This is a genomic window from Microlunatus sp. Gsoil 973, assembly GCF_009707365.1.
Classification (GTDB): domain Bacteria; phylum Actinomycetota; class Actinomycetes; order Propionibacteriales; family Propionibacteriaceae; genus Microlunatus.
In genome coordinates this window covers 81005-99249 of the sequence record NZ_CP046122.1, presented here as the reverse complement: position 1 = coordinate 99249, position 18245 = coordinate 81005, and the positions used below count along the sequence as shown (strand labels likewise).

Below are 18245 nucleotides of genomic sequence, written 5' to 3'. Positions count from 1 at the left end.
GCCATCGAGACCTGAACAATAGCTGGATGATCTACGACGCTGTGGCACAGCGGGACTGCTCGTGAGCGGCTGGAAACGTACCGCTGCCGTCACCGGCGCGTCCATCGGTGGCGTCTTCGCCCTGTTGATCATGCTCGCACTCGTCGTTCCTCCCGCTCCGGCCGGCTCGACCGCCGCTCCGAATCCGACGGCGACGCCGATACCGGCACCAACGAAGACGCCCAGCGCCGAGCCCGGGACCGCCCTCGCGGGGGCGCTGGCCCTGACCACCAAGGGCAGAGCGCCGAAGACCGGATATGACCGCGACCGGTTCGGCGCCCCGTGGACCGACACCGACGGCAACGGCTGCGATCAGCGGCAGGACGTGCTGAACCGCGATCTGATCAAGAAGAAGTTCGACGGATGCCTTGTCCTCGACGGAATCCTGCAGGATCCGTACACGGGCAGGATCATCCATTTCCGACGTGGACCCAGCACCTCATCGGCGGTGCAGATCGACCACGTCGTGGCACTGTCCGACGCCTGGCAGAAGGGCGCCCAACAGTGGCCGGCACACAAGCGGCTTCGGTTCGCCAATGACACCCTGAACCTCTACGCCGTTGACGGCCCGACCAACGCGAGCAAGGGTGACGGGGACACCGCTACCTGGTTGCCGCCGAACAAAAGCTTCCGGTGCACCTACGTCGCGCATCAGGTCGCAGTGAAGAAGAAATACCGCCTGTGGGTCACCGCCGCCGAACGGGCTGCGATGGTTCGCGTCCTGACCGCATGCCCGACGCTGAGCCTGCCCACCGCAGCAGTGATCCCCGGCCACCCCGCACCCCGGCCCGAGCCGACGTCCACGCCGCCGATCCAGCAGAGCCGCCCTCCGGCCGACCCGAATGGCGGTCCCGGCAAATGTGCACCCGGCTACAGCCCGTGCATTCCGCCCTATCCGCCTGACCTGGACTGCGCCGACGTCACCGGGCCGATCATCGTCACCGGTTCCGATCCGCATCGACTCGACGGCGATCACGACGGAATCGCCTGCGAGGACGGCTGAACCTGCGCTGGGGCGTCGAGCCCTCAGGCCGCCCGAAGGGCGAGGGCTGCCTTACGTGCGTGCAGGTAGCAGGTCCGCAGCGTCACGGCGCCGTTGCTGACCGTGTGAGTTGCCGGTCGACCGCAATGGCACACCATGGCCCCGCCGGCCTTGGTCGGATTGCTGGTCATCGTGCTGCTCCTTGCTATGCGGCGGTCCCGATGACCGCCCTCTACATAGACGTCGAACAGCCCCCCGCGGTTTCGACAAGTTTCTCCCAAAACGGGGCGACGCACGCCAAAATCCCCAAGAACGTCGATCCGGGGCTTTTCGCCGGTGCAGTTGTGAGATATCCAGGGACTGGCAGCTCGAGCAGCGCCGCCTGTCAGACGAGCAAGGACGGCGACCGCTGCTGACTCGTGGCCGACCGCACCAGGGCCAGCCGCCAGGTCTCCGGCCCCTCCTCCAGGTATTCCACGGTGAAGGCGCCCGGCGACCTTTGCTCGAGCTGGGCCAACAGCGGCAACGGATTGTGTGAGGCGACGAGGATGATCCCACCTCCGGCTCCGACACCGTCCAACGCACCGAAGATCGTGGCGTGGCGGATCGCGTGCGGAATGGTCCGCGCATCCAACTCCGGCAGGCCCGGTGCGTCGAGCTCGCCACAACTGCAGTGGTGGTCGGCGCCGGCGGCCAGTTCCTGATGGTCCGGTTCCCCGGCGACCGTACTCTCCATCCGAGCCAGCAGGTCGGTGAGCGATATGTCGGGGGCGCTGCTCAGCAACGGAATCAATAGCTCGTTCTCCTTGACCAGATGTGCCTCGAACATCGCCAGGAGCGCCCGCGCCGCGGCCGCCGACGCCACCGTTCCCGGCTCGGTCTCGACCTCGTCGACCAGATCGACGATCCACCGGTGTTCGTCCAGCATTCCGTCGACCAGCAGTCGCGCCTCGGTACGCCGCTGCGCGGCTGGATAGAGGGTCGCCTCCTCGGCCAGCGCGTGCGGTACCAGTTCCCGGCGGGCCCAGTCGACCAGCCGCTGCCGGGACTCCGTGCCACGAACCGGATCACCGTCGGCGGCCGACGAGATCGTCGCCTGGACCAGCGCAGCAAGATCAGCAGCAAGCCGGGCGTGATGCCGTTCGATCACTCCGGCAGCCCGCGCATCCGCCTCGGTCGAGGCAACCACAACATCATCCACTTCTTCTACCTCCCAGTTCCACACCGTCGGACCACCTGACTGGCAACCCCGCTCCTACATTATTACAATGTGCATTGTGAAAAATAGCCGGGCCGACGATCTGGTTTCGGATCTTTCGTCAGGTGAGGCTCCACCGCAACGAGCCGTCGCACAGGCACGCCGTTCGCCGCGGCCTCATGGACCGGCTCCACTGGGCCGGATCCTGCTCATGCTTCCTGCTGGCCTGGCACTGCTGACCGGACTGGACGCGGCCCTGGTTCTGCTCGGCCTGCCCGCTCCGGTCTCGACAGACCGGTTGCCGCAGGTACACGGGATGTTGCTGGTCATCGGCTTCGTCGGCACGGTGATCGCCCTGGAGCGCGCGATCGCCCTGCGCCGTCCGTACGGCTTCAGTGCGCCGGTCCTCACCGGACTCGGCAGCGTCCTGCTGCTCTCCCCGGCACCGTTGCCGGTCGGCAAGTCGGTACAACTGCTGGGGATGATCGCGCTGATCGCGGTCTACGTCCCGCTCTGGCGACGGCAGCGCGATGTTGCCGTACTGGTTCAGGCCTTCGGAGCGGTCCTCGCGGTCGGGGCGCTGACGCTGTGGCTCGGCGGGTCGCCGGTACCGGTCCTGCTGCCCTGGCTGATCGGATTCATCGTCCTGACCATCGCCGGCGAGCGCCTGGAACTCGCCAGGTTGAGCATGAGTGGCGGCGCCGACCGCAATCTGGCACTGCTCGGGCTCGGCCTGACCGTCGGCGTGGTCAGCTCACTGTTGTGGCCGCCGGTCGGTTACCCGCTGCTCGGCCTGAGCTTGATCGGCCTGACCTGCTGGCTGGCCGCTCACGATGTGGCCCGGCGCACCATCCGGTCCGGTGGTCTGCCGCGTTTCATCGCCGGGTGCATGCTCGCCGGCTACCTCTGGCTCGCTGTTGCCGGAAGCGTCTGGTTGACCACCGGTCCGGCCTGGGCCGGTGCCCGCTACGACGCCGTCGTCCATGCCGTGTTCCTCGGATTCACCATCTCGATGATCATGGCTCACGCGCCGGTGATCATGCCCGCGGTGCTGCGCCGCCCGCTGCCCTACCGGCCGGTCATGTGGGCGGCGGCGTTCGGTCTGCATGCGTCCCTGCTGACGCGGCTCTGGGTCGGTGACAGCCTCGGGGTCCGGGCCGTGTGGCAGGCCGCCGGTGTGGTGAACATCCTTTCCCTGTTGGTGTTCCTCATGATCGCGATCTGGTCGGCGGCCCGGGCCGGGAACCAACGATGACCGACACGGCGACCCGACGCGGATTCTGGGCCCTGCGGGATCTACCGGTCGTCGGCTGGCTGGTCGCAGTGCTGATCGCCGCCCTCATCCATCCGCTCGTACCGGTGCCGCGCTGGCTGATGATCCACCTGCTGCTGCTCGGAGCGGTCAGCCACGCGATTCTGGTCTGGAGCCGGCATTTCGCCGATGCACTGCTGCACAGCCCGCCCCGCCCGGGCGATCGGCCAGAACAGAGCCGGCGACTGGCGATCTTGAATCTCGGTGTCGTCGCAGTCGTCATCGGTGTCCTCAGTGGCATCTGGATGATCACGGTCGCCGGTGCGACCGGCGTCGGTGTCGCGGTGATCTGGCACGGCATCTCACTGGCCCAACGATTCCGGAAGGCACTCCCGGGACGCTTTGCGGTGACGGTGCGCTACTACCTCACGGCGGCCTGTTGCCTGCCCGTCGGTGCCGGCGTGGGAACCGCGCTCGCCCGCGGGTTGGGAGATCCACTCGAAGATCAACTGAGGTTCGCCCATGCCATGATCAACGTTCTCGGCTGGGTCGGGCTGACGGTGATCGGCACCTTGGTGACCCTGTGGCCGACGATGCTGCGCACCAGGATCGCCGATGGTGCGGAGCGGGCTGCCCGGCGGGCGTTGCCGATCCTCACCGCATCCTTGGTGATCATCGTCGGCGGTGCGTCGGCCGGTGTGCAATATCTGGCCGCCGCCGGACTGCTGGGTTATCTGTCGGGCCTGACAGTGATCGGTGTTCCGTTGGTGGAGACTGCGCGACGCAAACCACCGGCGTCGTATCCGACCTGGTCGGTGATGGCCGGCTTGTTGTGGCTGGCCGGCTGCCTGGTGGCCTTGATGATCGCCGTCGCCACAGTGCCCTCGTGGGCGGCGGTCGGGCCGCGGTTCGAGTGGCTGACGCCGTTCCTTGCCGCCGGCTTCGGCGCCCAGGTACTGGTCGGCGCGTTGTCCTACCTGGTGCCGATGGCGCTGAGCCACGGACCGGCGTCGGTGCGGGCCGCCAACGCCGCCATCGACCGTGCGGCGCCGTTGCGGATCGTGATGATCAACGGCGGGCTGCTGCTGTGTGCGCTGCCGGTGCCCGATCTGGTACGGGTAGCGGCCTCGATTCTGACCCTCGGCGGTCTGGCCGCCTTCCTACCCCTGTTGTTCCTGGCGATCCGCGCTGCTCACGCGGATCGACCGGCTCCCGAGATCCGTCGCCCCGGTCGGCAGCTTGCCGGGTTCGCGGCGGTCGGGCTGGCCGCGGTCGTGTTGTCGGTCACCGTCGGCGTGGCCCTGGATCCGGCGGCGAGCCGGACGAACCACAACGTGTCGGCCGGGGTGGTGAGCACCGGGCAGACGACCACGGCGCGGGTCGAGGCCAAGGACATGCGATTCAGCCCGGCGACGATCACGGTACGGCGCGGCGACCGGCTGATCATCGTGGTGACGAACACCGACAGCGGCACCGTCCACGACCTGGTCCTGGAGACGGGTGCCGACACCGGCCGACTGCAGCCTGGCCGGTCCGGCCGCGTCGTGGTTCCGGTGGTCGGACGCGACCTCGAGGGGTGGTGTTCTGTCGTTGGTCACCGGCAGATGGGCATGGTCCTCCACATCGTCGTGACAGGCCGTTCCGCGCACACCCCTCAGCAGCCGGTCCCGGGCGATCACTCCCCCGGTGATCACAGCAGCACGGCCGGTGCGGCCGCAGCACTGGACTTCCAGAAGCCACCGCGGCAGGGATTCACCGCACACGACGCCGTCCTTCCGCCGCTGTCCGAGGCCAGGGTGCATCGGGTGACGTTGACGGTCGAGGAGGTGAACCGCGAGGTGGCTCCCGGGGTCACCCAACGCCTGTGGACGTTCAACGGTTCGATGCCGGGCCCGATCCTGCACGGCCGGCTCGGGGATGTCTTCGTGATCACCTTGGTCAATCACGGCTCGATGGGGCATTCGGTCGACTTCCACGCCGGGTCGGTCGCGCCCGACCGCCCGATGCGTACGATCGCGCCGGGCGAATCGCTGGTCTACCGCTTCCGCGCCGACCGGGCAGGCATCTGGATGTATCACTGCGCATCGATGCCGATGTCGGCGCACATCGCCAACGGTATGTTCGGCGCCGTCGTGATCGATCCGCCGGGCCTGCCCGAGGTCGAGCGCAGTTATGTGCTGCTGCAATCCGAGCTCTACCTCGGTGCACAGGGCGGGCCGGTCGACGTCGCCAAGCTGCGGGCCGACAGGCCTGATGCCGTGGTGTTCAACGGCTACGTCAACCAGTACGATCACCGGCCGCTGACCGCGAAGCCGGGTGAACGGATCCGCATCTGGGTGCTCGATGCCGGACCCAACCGCTCGCTGTCCTTCCATGTCGTCGGCGCCCGGTTCGACACGGTCTACTCCGAGGGTGCCTACCTGCTCCGACGGTCCTCTCCCGGCGGCAGCCAGAGCCTCGCACTGGCGCCTGCCCAGGGCGGCTTCGTGGAGTTGACCTTTCCCGAGCCGGGTCGCTATCCGTTCATCACCCACGTGATGGTCGATGCCGAGCGCGGAGCGCACGGCATCGTCTCGGTGACCCGGTAGCCGCTGTGATCAGTCCTTACGGGGCAGGACGTGGGCGACACATAGCGACGGCGTGACGAACGGCTCGAGCCGCCCGGCGTCGAGCGGAGCGCGCAGCTCGTCGAGCACGCCACGGATCAGGCCGGAATGGATCGAACAGACGACCGTCCGGTGCTGCTCGGCGAGCTCGCGGAACGGACAGTGATGCAGCAGGACCTGTTTGTCTTCGTCGGTGTCGACGACCTCCGGGGCAAAGCCGATCTCGTCCAGCAGTTCGACGAGGCGACGGGTCGCCGCTTCGGCGCCGATCCTCTCGAACGGCGCCGGCCGGCCGGCAAGATACCGGCCCCAGGTCTCACCCGCCTCCTCGGCAGCCGCGGCAGGCTGGTCGACCCGCCCGGCGACGTAACTGGTCAGGATCTGAGCGAGCAACTGGTAGCTGCGTCGGCCGACCCGGTCACTGCCGGGTGCGTCGGTGTAGAGCGTCCGGGGCCGGCCGGGCGTATCGCGCCGCTCGAGCGAGCGGACCGCGAGTCCCGAATCAACCAACGCGTCGAGATGGAACCGGGCCGTGTTCGGGTGCAGCGTGAGGCGTTCAGCGATCTCGCCGACGCCCAGCGGCGCCTCCGATGCCCGCAGCGCGGCGAGCACCTTGGCACGGCTCTCGGTGAGAATCGGGGGCTCGGTGTCGGTAGCTGTGCGATCCTGACTGGCCACCCTCAAATTTTCACACCGATTCTGTTAGAAACCAAGCACCCGGGTAGAAAAAAGGGGTGGTCGGCCGCCGGGACAGGCGTGGACATTCCTGGCCGGGTCGATACAGTTCGTGCCCGACGGTCTACGCCGTCGGCACACCGAACGGCACTGGAGCAGCCATGTCTGATGATCATGTCGCGTTGATCACGGGTGCGTCCCGTGGTCTCGGCCGAGCGATGGCAGAAACCCTTGCCGCGCAGGGGTTCCGGGTCGCGATCAACTATGCCAGCAGCCACGATGCGGCCTGTGCGGTCAGGGACCGCATCGTCGCGGCCGGCGGGAGGGCGGAGGTCTTCGCCGCCGACGTCACCGACGAATCCGCGGTTACCGAGCTCGGCGCAGCGATCACCGAGACCCTCGGTCCGGTCGACGTCCTGGTGCTCAACGCGACCGGGCCGCAACCCGCGATCCCGATCGAGGACCTGGAATGGTCGGACATGCTGCAGCAGCTTGAGTTCTTCGTGAAGAGCCCGTTGCTGCTCACCCGCGCGTTCCTGCCGACGATGAAGAGCCGCGGCTGGGGACGGATCATCCAGATCGGGTCCGAGGTGTTCACCATCGGCAACGCCAACTCCAGCGCGTACGTCTCGGCCAAGGGTGCCCAGCTCGGGCTGACCCGTTCGTGGGCACGCGAGCTCGGTCCGTACGGGATCACCGTCAATCTGGTCGCACCGGGATGGATCCCGGTCGAACGTCATGAGGGCACCGCGGAGGAGGACTTCGCCGGCTATCTCCGGGACGTCCCGCTGGGGCACATGGGCACCGCCGACGACGTCGCCGGTGCGGTCGCCTACCTCGCCTCGGATGCCGGTCGCTTCGTGACCGGCCAGCAGTTGTCGGTCAACGGTGGCCGTACGTTTGGTTGACAGCGATCAGGACCGGGTTCGGGGCCGGTGATCAGCGTCGACCGAGTCCGGCGAGCAGCCAATCCGGGTCGAAGTGACGGACGAGATCATCCACGTCGTCGGAGACCTGTGGCCGCGCCACCGGGTCTCCGGTTGCCGGATCGATCATCACCGCACCGGCCGAGGCCAATGTGTCCAGATGCCGCGGCCACGCAGGATGGCCCCACAGATCCTGGTTGACCAGCGGTACTGCGACGATCGGTTTGCCCGCGCCGAGTGTCTCGCAGAGCAGACTGAGCGCTCGGTTGTCGGCGATGCCGAGCGCCCATTTGCTGCCGGTGTTGAAGGTCAGCGGCAACACACACAGAGCGTCCGGTCTCGGCCGCTTCGGTGCACCGGGTTCCCGGAATCCGGTGTCGCTGAGGTCGACGCCGGCCAGCCACGGGCGGGCTGATTCGGTGATCGCCAGCGAGGTCTGCCAGCCGGCGGCCGTCGCTGTGGTGATCAGATCCGCTGTCCGCGCTGCCAGAGGTGCGCCGGTGACGACGATTCCCAGGTTCCGCACGCACGCAGCCTATTGCGTACGGCTCGCGGCGAAATCTTGATTAGATGGCCCGGTGGATTCCCAGCACCAGCTCGCGGCACAGTTCGCCCCGGTCGCGCGGCAGCTTGATCCGCGTGCCCGAGTGGGCGGCGTCCGCCGGTTGACCGGCGGCATGTCCGCCCAGATCACTGTGCTGGATCTGGTCCGGCCGGACGCACCGCAACAAACGGTCGTGGTCCGTCAGTACGGCCCCAAGAACGTCACCGCAGATTCCCGGCCGGCCGCAACCGAGACCCGGTTGCTCGCTCTGCTGCGGACGGCCGGCATCCCGGTACCCGAACCGCGGCTGGCCGATGACACTCGCCGACTGCTCGACCGCCCGTACGCGGTGATCAGCTACGTCGCAGGCCAGGGTCCGGCCGCGACCTGGTCGGATGCGCTGGCCGAGCAACTGGTGAACGTCCTCGTCCGGCTGCACCGCCTGGACGCGACACCGGTCCGTGACTGGTTGCGGCCGTACGCGGCCCGGGTCGACCGCTGGCTGGCGAGGACGCCGGGCCGGCCCGACGAGTCGATGCGCGAGAGCCGGATCCGTGCCGAACTGAACCGGTGGTGGCCGCAGCGGACCGAACTGCCGGGCCGGATCCTGCACGGCGACTACTGGCCGGGCAACACCATGTGGTCCGAGGGTCGGCTGGTCGCGGTGATCGACTGGGAGGATGCGGCCTGGGGTGATCAGCGGTCCGACCTCGCGAACATCCGGTTGGAGCTGTTGTGGGCATACGGCTACGAGGCGTCCCGGGACTTCACCGACCGCTATCGGGCCGCCTTCCCAACGGTCGACTTCGGCGACCAGCCCTACTGGGACCTCGTCGCCGCCACCCGCCCGGTCGGACGACTTGACGAATGGGGACTCGACCCGGCGGGCATGGAGACCTTTCTGAGGCAATACCAAGAGTTCGTCGACGCCGCGTTAATCCAGGTCGGGTCTGGCGCGCCCGACACGTAAAATCACGCCGTGGATCAGATTCGAGGGCACATCCTGCTGTTTCTGGCTGTGGCCATCGGGTCGGCGATCCCCTTCGTGCCCACCGGCGAAATGGTCAGCGGCAGTTCCGCGCTCGCCGCACACTCCCGGTTGGACGTCTTCGTGATCTTTCTGGTCACCTGGGCGGCGTCGGTGATCGGTGACACTCTGCTGCTGCTCCAGGCCCGGCTCGGCGCCCGACGGCTGACCCGCTGGCTGCACCGCCGCAAGTATTCCGATCGCGTTCGGCAGGCCCAGGACCGGCTGCACCAAAACGCATTCAGCGCGATCATCACCGGTCGTCTGATTCCGGGTGGCCGTGCCCCTGTGATCATCGCCCTCGGACTGAGCCGCTACCGGATCCGCCGCTTCGTTCTCTACGACGTCGTCGCCTGCGGACTGTGGGCGTTGATCTACTCAACCATCGGCAGCATCGGCGGCAAGGTCGCCAGCCATCCGCTCTGGGGCATCGTGATCGCGATCGCCTTCGCCGTCTGCACGAGCGTCATCGTGCAGCAGGTCATCCGGCTGGTGCAGTGGATCCGCACCAGGAACGCCGACGAGGAGACCCGGAGGCAGGCGCAGCTGGTGGCTGAACGGCGTGATCTGATCACCGATCTCAGCTACCTCAACCGCTCCGACCAGCCGGTCGAGGTGAAGGTCGGTGAGCTCCCGTCGGTGCCGCTGCATCGCGGTCCGGAGATGCGCACGGATCGTCCGCGGTCCCCCCACCACTCCGGTTGACAGCCGCCGGGGCGGTGCCCGGATCAGGTCAGAGGTAGAGCCCGGTGGAGCCGTCGTTGAGGCGTTCCGCGGCAACGGCGTGCAGGTCGCGCTCGCGCAGCAGGATGTAGTCCCTGCCGCGTACCTCGACCTCGGCCTTCTCCTCGGGATCGAACAGCACGCGGTCTCCGACCTTGACCACGCGAACACTGGCGCCGGTGGCCACCACCTCCGCCCAGGCCAGCCGACGGCTCATCGAGACGGTCGCCGGGATCAGGATCCCGCTGCCGCTACGACGTTCGCCGGGTTCGCTCTCCCGGGCAACCAGTACCCGGTCGTGCAACATCCGGATCGGCAGTTCGGAGCCGGTATCCAGGGGTGCGGCGTTCCCGGATCCTGGCGATGCGGACGCAGACAGCTCTTCCTCCCAAGGGTGGTTCTACTTGCCGGTCGACCGGACGATCCTCCGGACTACAAGCACAAACGTGACAAAGCCTGCCACTGCACCACCGATGGCCGCCAACCGGGCGGTCCGAAGCTCGCCGTTGGAGGCGAAGAACTGGGACCGCACGTTGTCCAGCTCGGCCCGGGCCAGGGATTTGGCGGACTCGATCTGTCGCTCCTTGACCCGCTGCGGGTGCACCTGGTCGATCAGCCGTTCGATGGATGAGGCGAGCCGCTCGCGGCTGGCTGCCAGGTCGGCCTCGATCTGGGCGCGAGTACGTGGTCCGCTCGATGCGGCCCGGCTGGGTGTCGGCTCCGTCACGATGACCTCTCCTGATGTCGGCGTGCGATCTGTCGAAGTGGCTGCGTCGGTCAGCCTATTGCACCCGGAGTACCCCACCCCGATCCTGCGACGCGAGGTGTCCGGGTACACGGATATGGTTTCCGTCATGAGCGACCGCCTCAGCCACGGGGACGCAGCCCCGCCCTTCAGCCTGCCCGACGCCGACGGGAACACCGTGTCGCTGGCCGATTACGCCGGCAAGCGGGTCATCGTCTACTTCTATCCGGCGGCGATGACCCCCGGCTGTACGACCCAGGCCGTCGACTTCACCGCTGCAATGGACGAGCTCAGTTCGGCTGGGCTCAGTGTCATCGGCATCTCGCCCGACGAGCCCAAGAAGCTGGCGAAGTTCCGGGACAAGGAGCACATCAGCTTTCCGCTGCTGTCCGACTCCGACAGGTCCACCCTGTCCGCCTGGGGGGCGTACGGGGAGAAGCTGCTCTACGGCAAGCTCATCGAGGGTGTGTTGCGCTCGACGTTCGTCGTCGACGTCGACGAGTCCGGTAAAGGCACCATCTCGGTCGCCCAGTACAACGTCCGTGCCAAGGGCCACGTCGCCAAGCTGCGCAAGGAACTCTCGGTCTGATCAGTCTCGTGGCCCGACGGCCATGTTCCACTCCCGCGCCGACACCACCTCTACCCCGTCAGCCCGGAAGTACGGATCCTCGGCGATCAATTGCCTTGCCTCGTCCACCCCGGTGGTGAAGATCACCAGGGCACCGGTGTCGTCCGGCCACGGCCCCGAGGCGAGGATCTTGCCCTGTTCGCGCAGCGTGTTCAGCCGTTCGCGATGGGCAGGGCGCAGCCGGTCCCGCTCCGGGCTGGGCGTGGTGTAGCTGAGTTCGACGACGATCATGGCGGTGATCCTACGAGTGGCCCCCAGCGATCATCGGCCGGGCCCGAAGCGGCGCCCTGCGGCATCCTGCAGGGCCAACCTGCGCAGTGCGGTCAGTAGCGGTTCGATCAACACCGTGCCGAGAACGGCCTGTCGGACCGCGGACTCCGGCGTATCGGTCGGCACGGTGCTGAGCTCGTCGACCGCCACCTGATGGATCAGTTCGGCGTATCGCCGGACGCCGCCGTCGATCAGCTGCAGCTGCGCCTCGTCGATCGCCTGCAGCGCGGCAGCCAGATCGGCGAGTGCCGGCGTTCCGGATTCGATCTGCCAACCGAGTTGATCGACCAACTCCCGCGCCGCTGCATCCTCGGGAACCCCACTCCGCCCGGCCAGCGCGACCGACGCCCGACCCAGCAGTTCCAGCGGTGATTCGGGTGGCCGGTCCACCGCGTCGAGAACCGCCTTCGCTGTCGCCAACGACAGCCGAGCCGGACCGACCAGCGCCCTGATCAGCCGGAGCCGCGTGATGTGGCTCTGGTCGTACTGCGCCTGGGTGGCCGAGGTCAGTTGGCCGGAGTGCAGCAGCCCCTCGCGCAGATAGAACTTGATCGTCGCGGTCGGCACACCGCTCGCCCGGGACAGCTCCGAGATACGCACGCCTCACTCCTTGATCCGCAATATTAGACAGTGCTACTCTCCAATATTGGAGAGTAGTAGTATCTATTATGCAGGGAGGGATCGTCATGGCTGCGATCAACACGGGACGGATGACCCATCAGTACGAGATCGGCAAGGACGGCGACCTGGTGGTCTTTCTGATCGGCATGACCGTCAACGCGTGGTGGCGGCCCGACCGCTGGCTGCCGGTCTTCGCCGCAATGCCGAAGATGATCCGGGAGTTGTCGGAGGACAAGGAATCCGGGCTGCTCGGTTACCGGTTCGTCTTCCATCCGCGCGGGCCCTGGCTGGTGCAGTACTGGAGCAGTCTGGACAAGCTGTACGCCTATGCCGGCGCCCCGGGGCATCGTCCGGCCTGGGCGGCGTACAACCGGAGGAGTCGGAAGGCGGCCGGCGCCGTCGGGGTCTGGCACGAGACCTTCGAGGTCAGCCGGGCCGAGTCCATCTACGTCAGCACGCCGTTGCAGGGACTGGCCAGGGCGACCGCGCTGCGACCGGTCACCGGACGGTCGAATTCGGCCCGGCAGAGGATCAGCACCGACTGACCGCCGAGGCTCCGGCCGGCCAAGACCCTAGAATGTCCGGGCCGGCCGGAGTGGTGGAATTGGCAGACACGCAGCACTTAGGATGCTGTGCCTCAGGCGTGCGGGTTCAAGTCCCGCCTCCGGCACCGTGAACGACGTGTAGCCGCGGGGTCACGGATTGTTCGCGACGCCCTCGTCGACCTCGAGCTTGTCCGCCCCGGTGATCGCGGCGTAGCTGAAGCCGGCGATCGCCGCACCGACGACGGGCGCGACGATGAACAACCACACCTGGGCCAGTGCCGGCCCGCCGGCGAACCAGGCGACGCCGAGTGAACGTGCCGGGTTGACCGAGGTGTTGGTGACCGGGATGCCGACCAGGTGGATCAGCGTCAGGGACAGGCCGATGGCGATCGGCGCGAAACCCTTCGGCGCGCGGTCGTCGGTTGCGCCGAGGATGACGTAGAGGAAGAACGCGGTGAGGACGATCTCGACGATCGCACAGGCCAGTAGGGAGTAGCCGCCCGGCGACCGGTCGCCGTAGCCGTTGCTGGCGAAGCCGCTGTCCACCGCGCTGAAGCCGTCCTTGCCGTTGGCGATGACCCAGAGCACTGCGCCTGCGGCACTGGCGGCGACGATCTGGGTGATGATGTAGCTGGGCACCCATCTCCACTCGATCCGCTTGGCGACCGCGAGGCCGACCGTGACGGCGGGGTTGAAGTGCCCGCCGGACACGTGACCGACGGCGAACGCCATGGTCAGGACGGTGAGGCCGAACGCCAGGGCCACCCCGAGGTAACCGATGCCCACCGGCACCTTGTCCGGACTCAGTACGACGCCGGCCAGGATCGCGGCGCCGCAGCCGCCGAACACCAGCCAGAACGTACCCAGGAACTCCGCACCGATCCGGGCAGCAGGAGTGGATGAATCCATGACCAGCTCCTTACGTTGTCTGCGCCCCGTGTTTGGGCGTTCGACGATCACCCTAAAGGCAGGTTGTTGCCAGGTTCCTGACCTTGGCGGCGCGTCCCGGTTGCCGTCCGGCAACAGTTCTTCACACCCGACGGGTGTAGCTCACCCAGGCGAAGCCGTCGTGGTCGTCGTCGCGGCCGGTCTGCACCCACTGATCGGCGTCGATTGCCGGGAAGGTGGCGTCACCGCGCGGCGCCAGGTCGACCTCGGTGATCTCGAGTCGGTCGGTCCGAACCAGAGCGGCGCGATAGATGTCGCCGCCGCCGGCGATGAAGACCGGCCCGTCGGGGTCGATCTGTTGGGCCCGGGTGATCGCGCGGTCCACCGACCCGACGACCTCGACACCATCCGCACCCCAGGCGGGATTGCGAGTGATCACGATCGTGCTCCGGCCGGGCAGTGGGCGTCCGATGGATTCGTAGGTCTTCCGGCCCATGATCAACACGTGACCCTTGGTGAGCCGTTTGAAGCGCGGTAGGTCTCCGGGAACGTGCCACGGGATCGCTCCCCCGGCGCCGATCACCCCGTTTCGGGCGACCGCGGCGATCGCGACGATCTCAGGCATCGATGGTGGTGTCTCCTCGACGTCAGACCGCGATCGGTGCCTTGATGCCCGGATACGGGTCGTAGCCCTCGACGCCGATGTCGTCCAGGGTGAAGTCGTCGATGGCCGTGACCGACGGGTTCAAGATCAACTTTGGCAGCGGCCGCGGCGTCCGGGTGAGTTGCTTCTTGGCCTGGTCGATGTGGTTGAGGTAGAGGTGGGCGTCGCCGAGGGTGTGGACGAAGTCGCCGACGCCGAGCCCGGTCACCTGGGCGATCAGGTGGGTGAGCAGCGCGTAGGAGGCGATGTTGAAGGGCACGCCGAGGAAGATGTCGGCCGACCGTTGGTAGAGCTGGCAGGAGAGCCGCCGTCGGCGACGTAGAACTGGAACAGCGTGTGGCAGGGCGGCAGGGCCATGTGGTCGATCTCGGCGACGTTCCAGGCGCTGACGATGTGCCGGCGGGAATCCGGGTTGCGGCGGATGGAGTCGATCACCTTGGTGATCTGATCATGGGATTCCGGCTCGCCGTTCTCCGCGGCGATCGGATCGGGCCAGCTGCGCCACTGGTAGCCGTAGACCGGGCCGAGCTCACCCCCCTCATCTGCCCATTCGTCCCAGATGGTGATGCCGTTCTCCTGCAGCCACTTGATGTTGGTCTCGCCGCGCAGGAACCAGAGCAGTTCGCCGAAGACCGACCGGGTGTGGATCTTCTTGGTGGTGAGCAGCGGGAAGCCGTCGTTGAGGTTGAAGCGCATCTGGTAACCGAAGACGCTCAGCGTGCCGGTGCCGGTTCGGTCGCCCTTGCGGGTGCCGGTGGTCAGCACGTGGTCCAGCAGGTCCAGATAGGTCTTCATTCCTCGTTGCCTTCCTCGCGCCGCCCGATGCTCTTCACCAGTACGTCGACCACCGCCCGCACCGCGATTCCGCGATGACTGATCGCGTCCTTCTGCTCCGCACCCAACTCGCCGTTGCTGAGTTGCTCCCCGCGCGCCAGGGTCGCGTCGGCGACGAACATCGGGTCGTAGCCGAAGCCATTATCTCCTCGCAGCTCGGTGAGCAGCCGACCCGGCATCACGCCGTGTCGGACGAACTCGCGGCCGTCCGGCAACACCAGGGCGACGGCGCTGACGAACTGCGCCGTCCGGGCGTCGTCCGGCACGTCGTGCAGTTGCTTGAGCAGCAACGCGTTGTTGGACTCGTCGGTGGCGTTCGGACCCGACCAGCGCGCCGAGCGGACTCCGGGCATCCCGTTCAGTATGTCAACCGCCAGCCCGGAGTCGTCGGCCATCGTCGCCAACCCGGTCGCCGCGACACCGGCCCGGGCCTTGATCAGGGCGTTGCCCTCGAAGGTGGTCTGGGTCTCGGCGGGCTCGGCGTAGGCCGGGAAGTCGGCCAGGCTGCGTACGGTGATGCCGAGCTCCCGGGCGGCCGGATTCTCGGCGACGATACGCCGCAGTTCGGTCAGTTTCTTGGCGTTGTTGGTCGCCAGCAGGATCTCGTACGGCATCAGCCGGCCAGCGCCGCCCGCTGCAGCTCTGCCAGGGTCGTGCACCCACCGGCAGCCAGGTCGAGCAGCTGGTTCAGCGTGTCCCGGTCGAAGGGCGCACCCTCGGCCGTGCCCTGCACCTCGATGAAGTCGCCGCTGCCGCTCATCACGACGTTCATGTCGGTGTCGGCCACCGAATCTTCGGTGTAGGCCAGGTCGAGCATCGGCACACCGCCGACAACGCCGACCGAGATCGCCGACACCGATCCGGTCAGCGGCTCACCGGCCAACGCGCCACGGTTCCGCAGCCAGCTGACCGCGTCGCTGAGTGCGACGTAGGCGCCGGTGATCGAGGCGGTCCGGGTGCCGCCGTCGGCCTGCAACACGTCACAGTCCAGGACGATCGTGTTCTCCCCCAGCGCCTTGTAGTCGATCACCGCGCGCAGACTGCGCCCGATCAGGCGGCTGATCTCGTGGGTCCGGCCGCCGACCCGGCCCTTGATCGACTCCCGGTCGCTGCGCGTGTTGGTCGCCCGCGGCAACATCGCGTACTCGCTGGTCACCCAGCCCAGCCCGGAGCCCTTGCGCCAGCGCGGCACGCCTTCGGTCACGCTGGCCGCGACCAGCACCCGGGTCTTGCCGAACTCGACCAGCACCGAACCCTCGGCAGCATCCAGCCAACCGCGAGTGAAACGCACCTTGCGCAGTTGGTCGTAGGCGCGGCCGTCCGCGCGTGGTCCGGATCCGGGAGTCTGGGTCATGCCGGCAACCCTAATCACCGCCGGCGACGCCGACCCGTTCGGTCCCGCCGACCCGCCTGATCATCCCGGGGCGGGCGGCCTCGACCGGCCCGTCGAAATGCTCCCGGGCCGCGGTGAGCACCTGTTCGGTGTCGTACCACGGCGGGACGTGGGTGATCACCAACGCCGACACCCCGGCGGCCTGTGCATGATCACCGGTCTGGGAGCCGGTCAGGTGCAGGCCGGACGGATTGGCCTCGCCGTCGAGGAAGGAGGCCTCGGCCAATAGCAGGTCGGCGCCGCGAGCAAGGTCGACCAGGGCCTGGGTCGGCCCGGTGTCGGCCGAATAGGCCAGGACTTCGCCGCCGGCCTCGATGCGCATTCCGTAGGTCGGAACCGGGTGGCTCATCATCGCGGTGGTGATCAGGAACGGACCGACCTGCTGGCTGGGCTGCCAGGCATGTGGGGTGAAGCTGGCCGTCAGATCCTCGGCATCACTGTTGTCGAGGCTGGGATCGTAGGCGCGACGGATCCGCTCGAGGGTGCCCGGCGGCCCGTACAGATCGACCGGATCCCAGGGGGCGTTCGGTGCATACCGTGAGGCGACGTGGAAACCGCACAGGTCGATGCAGTGATCGGGATGCAGGTGGCTGATCGCGATGGCGTCGATCCGGCTGGGATCGATCAGTCCGTACAGCGCGCCGAGCGATCCGGGTCCGAGATCGACGAGCAGCGAGAAGGAACGGCCCCCATGCGGCGCGGTCACCAGGTAGCTCGACGCGGGCGACAGTGGGCCGCTGATCGAGCCACTGCAGCCGATGACGGTCAGCTCCACGCTCGTTCCCTCCAATCCCCCTTCCAGGGTTCGCTGAACTGGATGACATCGGTGATCAGATCCGGCAACAGTCGTCGACCGAGCCGGGAGAACGATTCCGGGTTGCCGGTGGTGAGAAAAGTGTGTCGTGCCTCGCGCGGCTCGTCGTGGGCCAGTCCCGCCCGGGTGAGCACCGAATAGACGCTGTCCGCACAGGCGGCGGCGCTGGACACCAGCGCTACGTCGTCGCCGAGCACGATGCCGAGGACACCGGTGAGCAGCGGATAGTGCGTGCAGCCCAGCACGAGAGTGTCGATGCCGGCCGCCTTCAACGGGCGCAGGTAGGCCTCGGCATCGGCCAGCAGTTCCGGACCCCCGGTGATCCCGGCCTCGACGTAGGGAACGAACTTCGGGCAGGCCACGGTGAACAGCTGCACTCCTGGCGCGACGGCGAAGGCGTCGTCGTAGGCCATCGAGGTCGCGGTCGCCTCAGTGCAGATCACTCCGATCCGGCCGTTGCGGGTGGTTGCCACCGCCCGCCGGGCGGCCGGCAGGATCACCTCGACGACCGGCACCGAGTATCGCTCCCGGGCGTCGCGGAGGGTGGCGGCACTTCCGGAGTTGCAGGCGATCACCAGGGCCTTGACGCCAAGGTCGACCAGGTGGTCCAGGCACTCCATGGTGAATTCGCGGACGTCGGCGATCGACTGCTCGCCGTACGGCGCGCGGGCGGTGTCACCCAGATAGATGACGTCCTCGTTGGGCAGCTGGTCCATCACCGCACGGGCGACGGTGAGTCCGCCGAACCCGGAGTCGAAAATCCCGATCGGCGCCCGGGCCTGGGGTGGATCGCTGTCCGGTCTCACAGTCGGCGAGCTTAACCGTCGGGTGGGACGGCCGCCCCGTCACGGTGTCGGCCCGCCGGATAACC

The 18245-nt window shown here is 67.7% G+C and carries 21 protein-coding genes, 1 tRNA gene and 3 pseudogenes; 9 read left to right on the top strand and 16 right to left on the bottom strand.

Annotated features, from left to right (window positions below; translation table 11 throughout):
- Window positions 1–130: 130 nt before the first annotated feature.
- Window positions 131–790 (top strand): annotated as a pseudogene (locus tag GJV80_RS00505) (DUF1524 domain-containing protein); the annotation flags it as partial.
- A gap of 275 nt (window positions 791–1065) precedes the next feature.
- Here the strand turns inward: GJV80_RS00505 and GJV80_RS00500 are convergent.
- The 3 genes and pseudogenes from GJV80_RS00500 to GJV80_RS23390 form a co-directional block, all read right to left on the bottom strand.
- Complete coding sequence (locus GJV80_RS00500) at window positions 1066–1212, bottom strand: hypothetical protein (protein WP_154686248.1); 147 nt, start codon at window positions 1210–1212, stop codon at window positions 1066–1068.
- A 194-nt stretch (window positions 1213–1406) separates the two neighbouring features.
- A complete protein-coding gene (locus GJV80_RS23395; RefSeq protein ID WP_230208472.1) occupies window positions 1407–1757 on the bottom strand; it encodes a DUF2249 domain-containing protein in 351 nt (116 codons plus the stop codon).
- 54 nt (window positions 1758–1811) lie between these two features.
- A pseudogene (locus tag GJV80_RS23390) lies at window positions 1812–2171 on the bottom strand (hemerythrin domain-containing protein); the annotation flags it as partial.
- A gap of 259 nt (window positions 2172–2430) precedes the next feature.
- Between GJV80_RS23390 and GJV80_RS00490 the strand changes: the two are divergent.
- Window positions 2431–3474 carry a hypothetical protein gene (locus GJV80_RS00490; RefSeq protein ID WP_154686246.1) on the top strand — a complete coding sequence of 348 codons (1044 nt, stop codon included), beginning with the start codon at window positions 2431–2433 and terminating at the stop codon, window positions 3472–3474.
- Window positions 3471–6059, top strand: a complete 2589-nt coding sequence (locus GJV80_RS00485; protein WP_154686245.1) for a multicopper oxidase domain-containing protein — start codon at window positions 3471–3473, stop codon at window positions 6057–6059. Before GJV80_RS00490 ends, GJV80_RS00485 begins: the two co-directional genes overlap by 4 nt.
- Window positions 6060–6068: 9 nt before the next feature.
- On the opposite strand, the gene GJV80_RS00480 is transcribed toward GJV80_RS00485, so the two are convergent.
- On the bottom strand, window positions 6069–6755 hold the full coding sequence (locus GJV80_RS00480; RefSeq protein ID WP_154686244.1) for a metalloregulator ArsR/SmtB family transcription factor: 687 nt from the start codon (window positions 6753–6755) through the stop codon (window positions 6069–6071).
- A 158-nt stretch (window positions 6756–6913) separates the two neighbouring features.
- Between GJV80_RS00480 and GJV80_RS00475 the strand changes: the two genes are divergently transcribed.
- Entirely contained in the window at window positions 6914–7660 is a 747-nt protein-coding gene (locus GJV80_RS00475; protein ID WP_154686243.1) for an SDR family oxidoreductase, read from the top strand.
- Window positions 7661–7691: 31 nt separating this feature from the next.
- On the opposite strand, the gene GJV80_RS00470 is transcribed toward GJV80_RS00475, so the two are convergent.
- Complete coding sequence (locus tag GJV80_RS00470; protein WP_154686242.1) at window positions 7692–8204, bottom strand: flavoprotein; 513 nt, start codon at window positions 8202–8204, stop codon at window positions 7692–7694.
- Between the two features lie 52 nt (window positions 8205–8256).
- Here GJV80_RS00470 and GJV80_RS00465 point away from each other — a divergent pair, with 52 nt between their 5' ends.
- Both GJV80_RS00465 and GJV80_RS00460 read left to right on the top strand, forming a co-directional pair.
- Entirely contained in the window at window positions 8257–9192 is a 936-nt protein-coding gene (locus GJV80_RS00465; protein WP_154686241.1) for a phosphotransferase family protein, read from the top strand.
- A gap of 9 nt (window positions 9193–9201) precedes the next feature.
- Complete coding sequence (locus GJV80_RS00460) at window positions 9202–9954, top strand: DedA family protein (RefSeq protein WP_154686240.1); 753 nt, start codon at window positions 9202–9204, stop codon at window positions 9952–9954.
- A gap of 28 nt (window positions 9955–9982) precedes the next feature.
- On the opposite strand, the gene GJV80_RS00455 is transcribed toward GJV80_RS00460, so the two are convergent.
- Entirely contained in the window at window positions 9983–10279 is a 297-nt protein-coding gene (locus GJV80_RS00455; protein ID WP_154686239.1) for a co-chaperone GroES, read from the bottom strand.
- 93 nt (window positions 10280–10372) lie between these two features.
- Window positions 10373–10699: a DUF3618 domain-containing protein gene (locus GJV80_RS00450; RefSeq protein WP_195909089.1), complete on the bottom strand. Its 327-nt coding sequence runs from the start codon at window positions 10697–10699 to the stop codon at window positions 10373–10375.
- Between the two features lie 127 nt (window positions 10700–10826).
- On the opposite strand from GJV80_RS00450, the gene bcp reads away from it, so the two are divergent.
- Complete coding sequence (gene bcp / locus GJV80_RS00445) at window positions 10827–11306, top strand: thioredoxin-dependent thiol peroxidase (protein ID WP_154686237.1); 480 nt, start codon at window positions 10827–10829, stop codon at window positions 11304–11306.
- Here the strand turns inward: bcp and GJV80_RS00440 are convergent, their stop codons facing one another.
- Window positions 11307–11576, bottom strand: coding sequence for a YciI family protein (locus GJV80_RS00440; RefSeq protein ID WP_154686236.1), 270 nt, complete (start codon window positions 11574–11576; stop codon window positions 11307–11309).
- Window positions 11577–11606: 30 nt separating this feature from the next.
- Complete coding sequence (locus GJV80_RS00435; protein WP_154686235.1) at window positions 11607–12215, bottom strand: MerR family transcriptional regulator; 609 nt, start codon at window positions 12213–12215, stop codon at window positions 11607–11609.
- Window positions 12216–12301: 86 nt separating this feature from the next.
- On the opposite strand from GJV80_RS00435, the gene GJV80_RS00430 reads away from it, so the two are divergent.
- Together GJV80_RS00430 and GJV80_RS00425 are read left to right on the top strand one after the other, a co-directional pair.
- Window positions 12302–12781 (top strand): DUF4188 domain-containing protein, encoded by a 480-nt coding sequence (locus GJV80_RS00430; protein WP_154686234.1) that lies wholly within the window; start codon window positions 12302–12304, stop codon window positions 12779–12781.
- A gap of 44 nt (window positions 12782–12825) precedes the next feature.
- A tRNA-Leu gene (locus GJV80_RS00425) sits at window positions 12826–12906 on the top strand.
- A 25-nt stretch (window positions 12907–12931) separates the two neighbouring features.
- On the opposite strand, the gene aqpZ is transcribed toward GJV80_RS00425, so the two are convergent.
- The 7 genes and pseudogenes from aqpZ to murI all read right to left on the bottom strand — a co-directional run bounded on the left by aqpZ (window position 12932) and on the right by murI (window position 18180).
- A complete protein-coding gene (gene aqpZ, locus GJV80_RS00420; RefSeq protein WP_154686233.1) occupies window positions 12932–13690 on the bottom strand; it encodes an aquaporin Z in 759 nt (252 codons plus the stop codon).
- Between the two features lie 121 nt (window positions 13691–13811).
- On the bottom strand, window positions 13812–14294 hold the full coding sequence (locus tag GJV80_RS00415) for a dihydrofolate reductase (protein WP_154686232.1): 483 nt from the start codon (window positions 14292–14294) through the stop codon (window positions 13812–13814).
- 22 nt (window positions 14295–14316) lie between these two features.
- Window positions 14317–15128, bottom strand: a pseudogene (locus GJV80_RS00410) (thymidylate synthase).
- Complete coding sequence (locus GJV80_RS00405) at window positions 15125–15781, bottom strand: non-canonical purine NTP pyrophosphatase (RefSeq protein ID WP_154686231.1); 657 nt, start codon at window positions 15779–15781, stop codon at window positions 15125–15127. The pseudogene GJV80_RS00410 and the gene GJV80_RS00405 overlap by 4 nt, the downstream one beginning before the upstream one ends.
- The gene (rph, locus tag GJV80_RS00400; RefSeq protein ID WP_154686230.1) at window positions 15781–16521 is read right to left on the bottom strand and encodes a ribonuclease PH; all 741 of its coding nucleotides are present in this window, start codon (window positions 16519–16521) and stop codon (window positions 15781–15783) included. Before rph ends, GJV80_RS00405 begins: the two co-directional genes overlap by 1 nt.
- Window positions 16522–16531: 10 nt before the next feature.
- Window positions 16532–17335, bottom strand: a complete 804-nt coding sequence (locus tag GJV80_RS00395) for an MBL fold metallo-hydrolase (protein ID WP_154686229.1) — start codon at window positions 17333–17335, stop codon at window positions 16532–16534.
- A complete protein-coding gene (gene murI, locus GJV80_RS00390) occupies window positions 17326–18180 on the bottom strand; it encodes a glutamate racemase (RefSeq protein WP_154686228.1) in 855 nt (284 codons plus the stop codon). The genes GJV80_RS00395 and murI overlap by 10 nt, the downstream gene beginning before the upstream one ends.
- Window positions 18181–18245 lie beyond the last annotated feature (65 nt).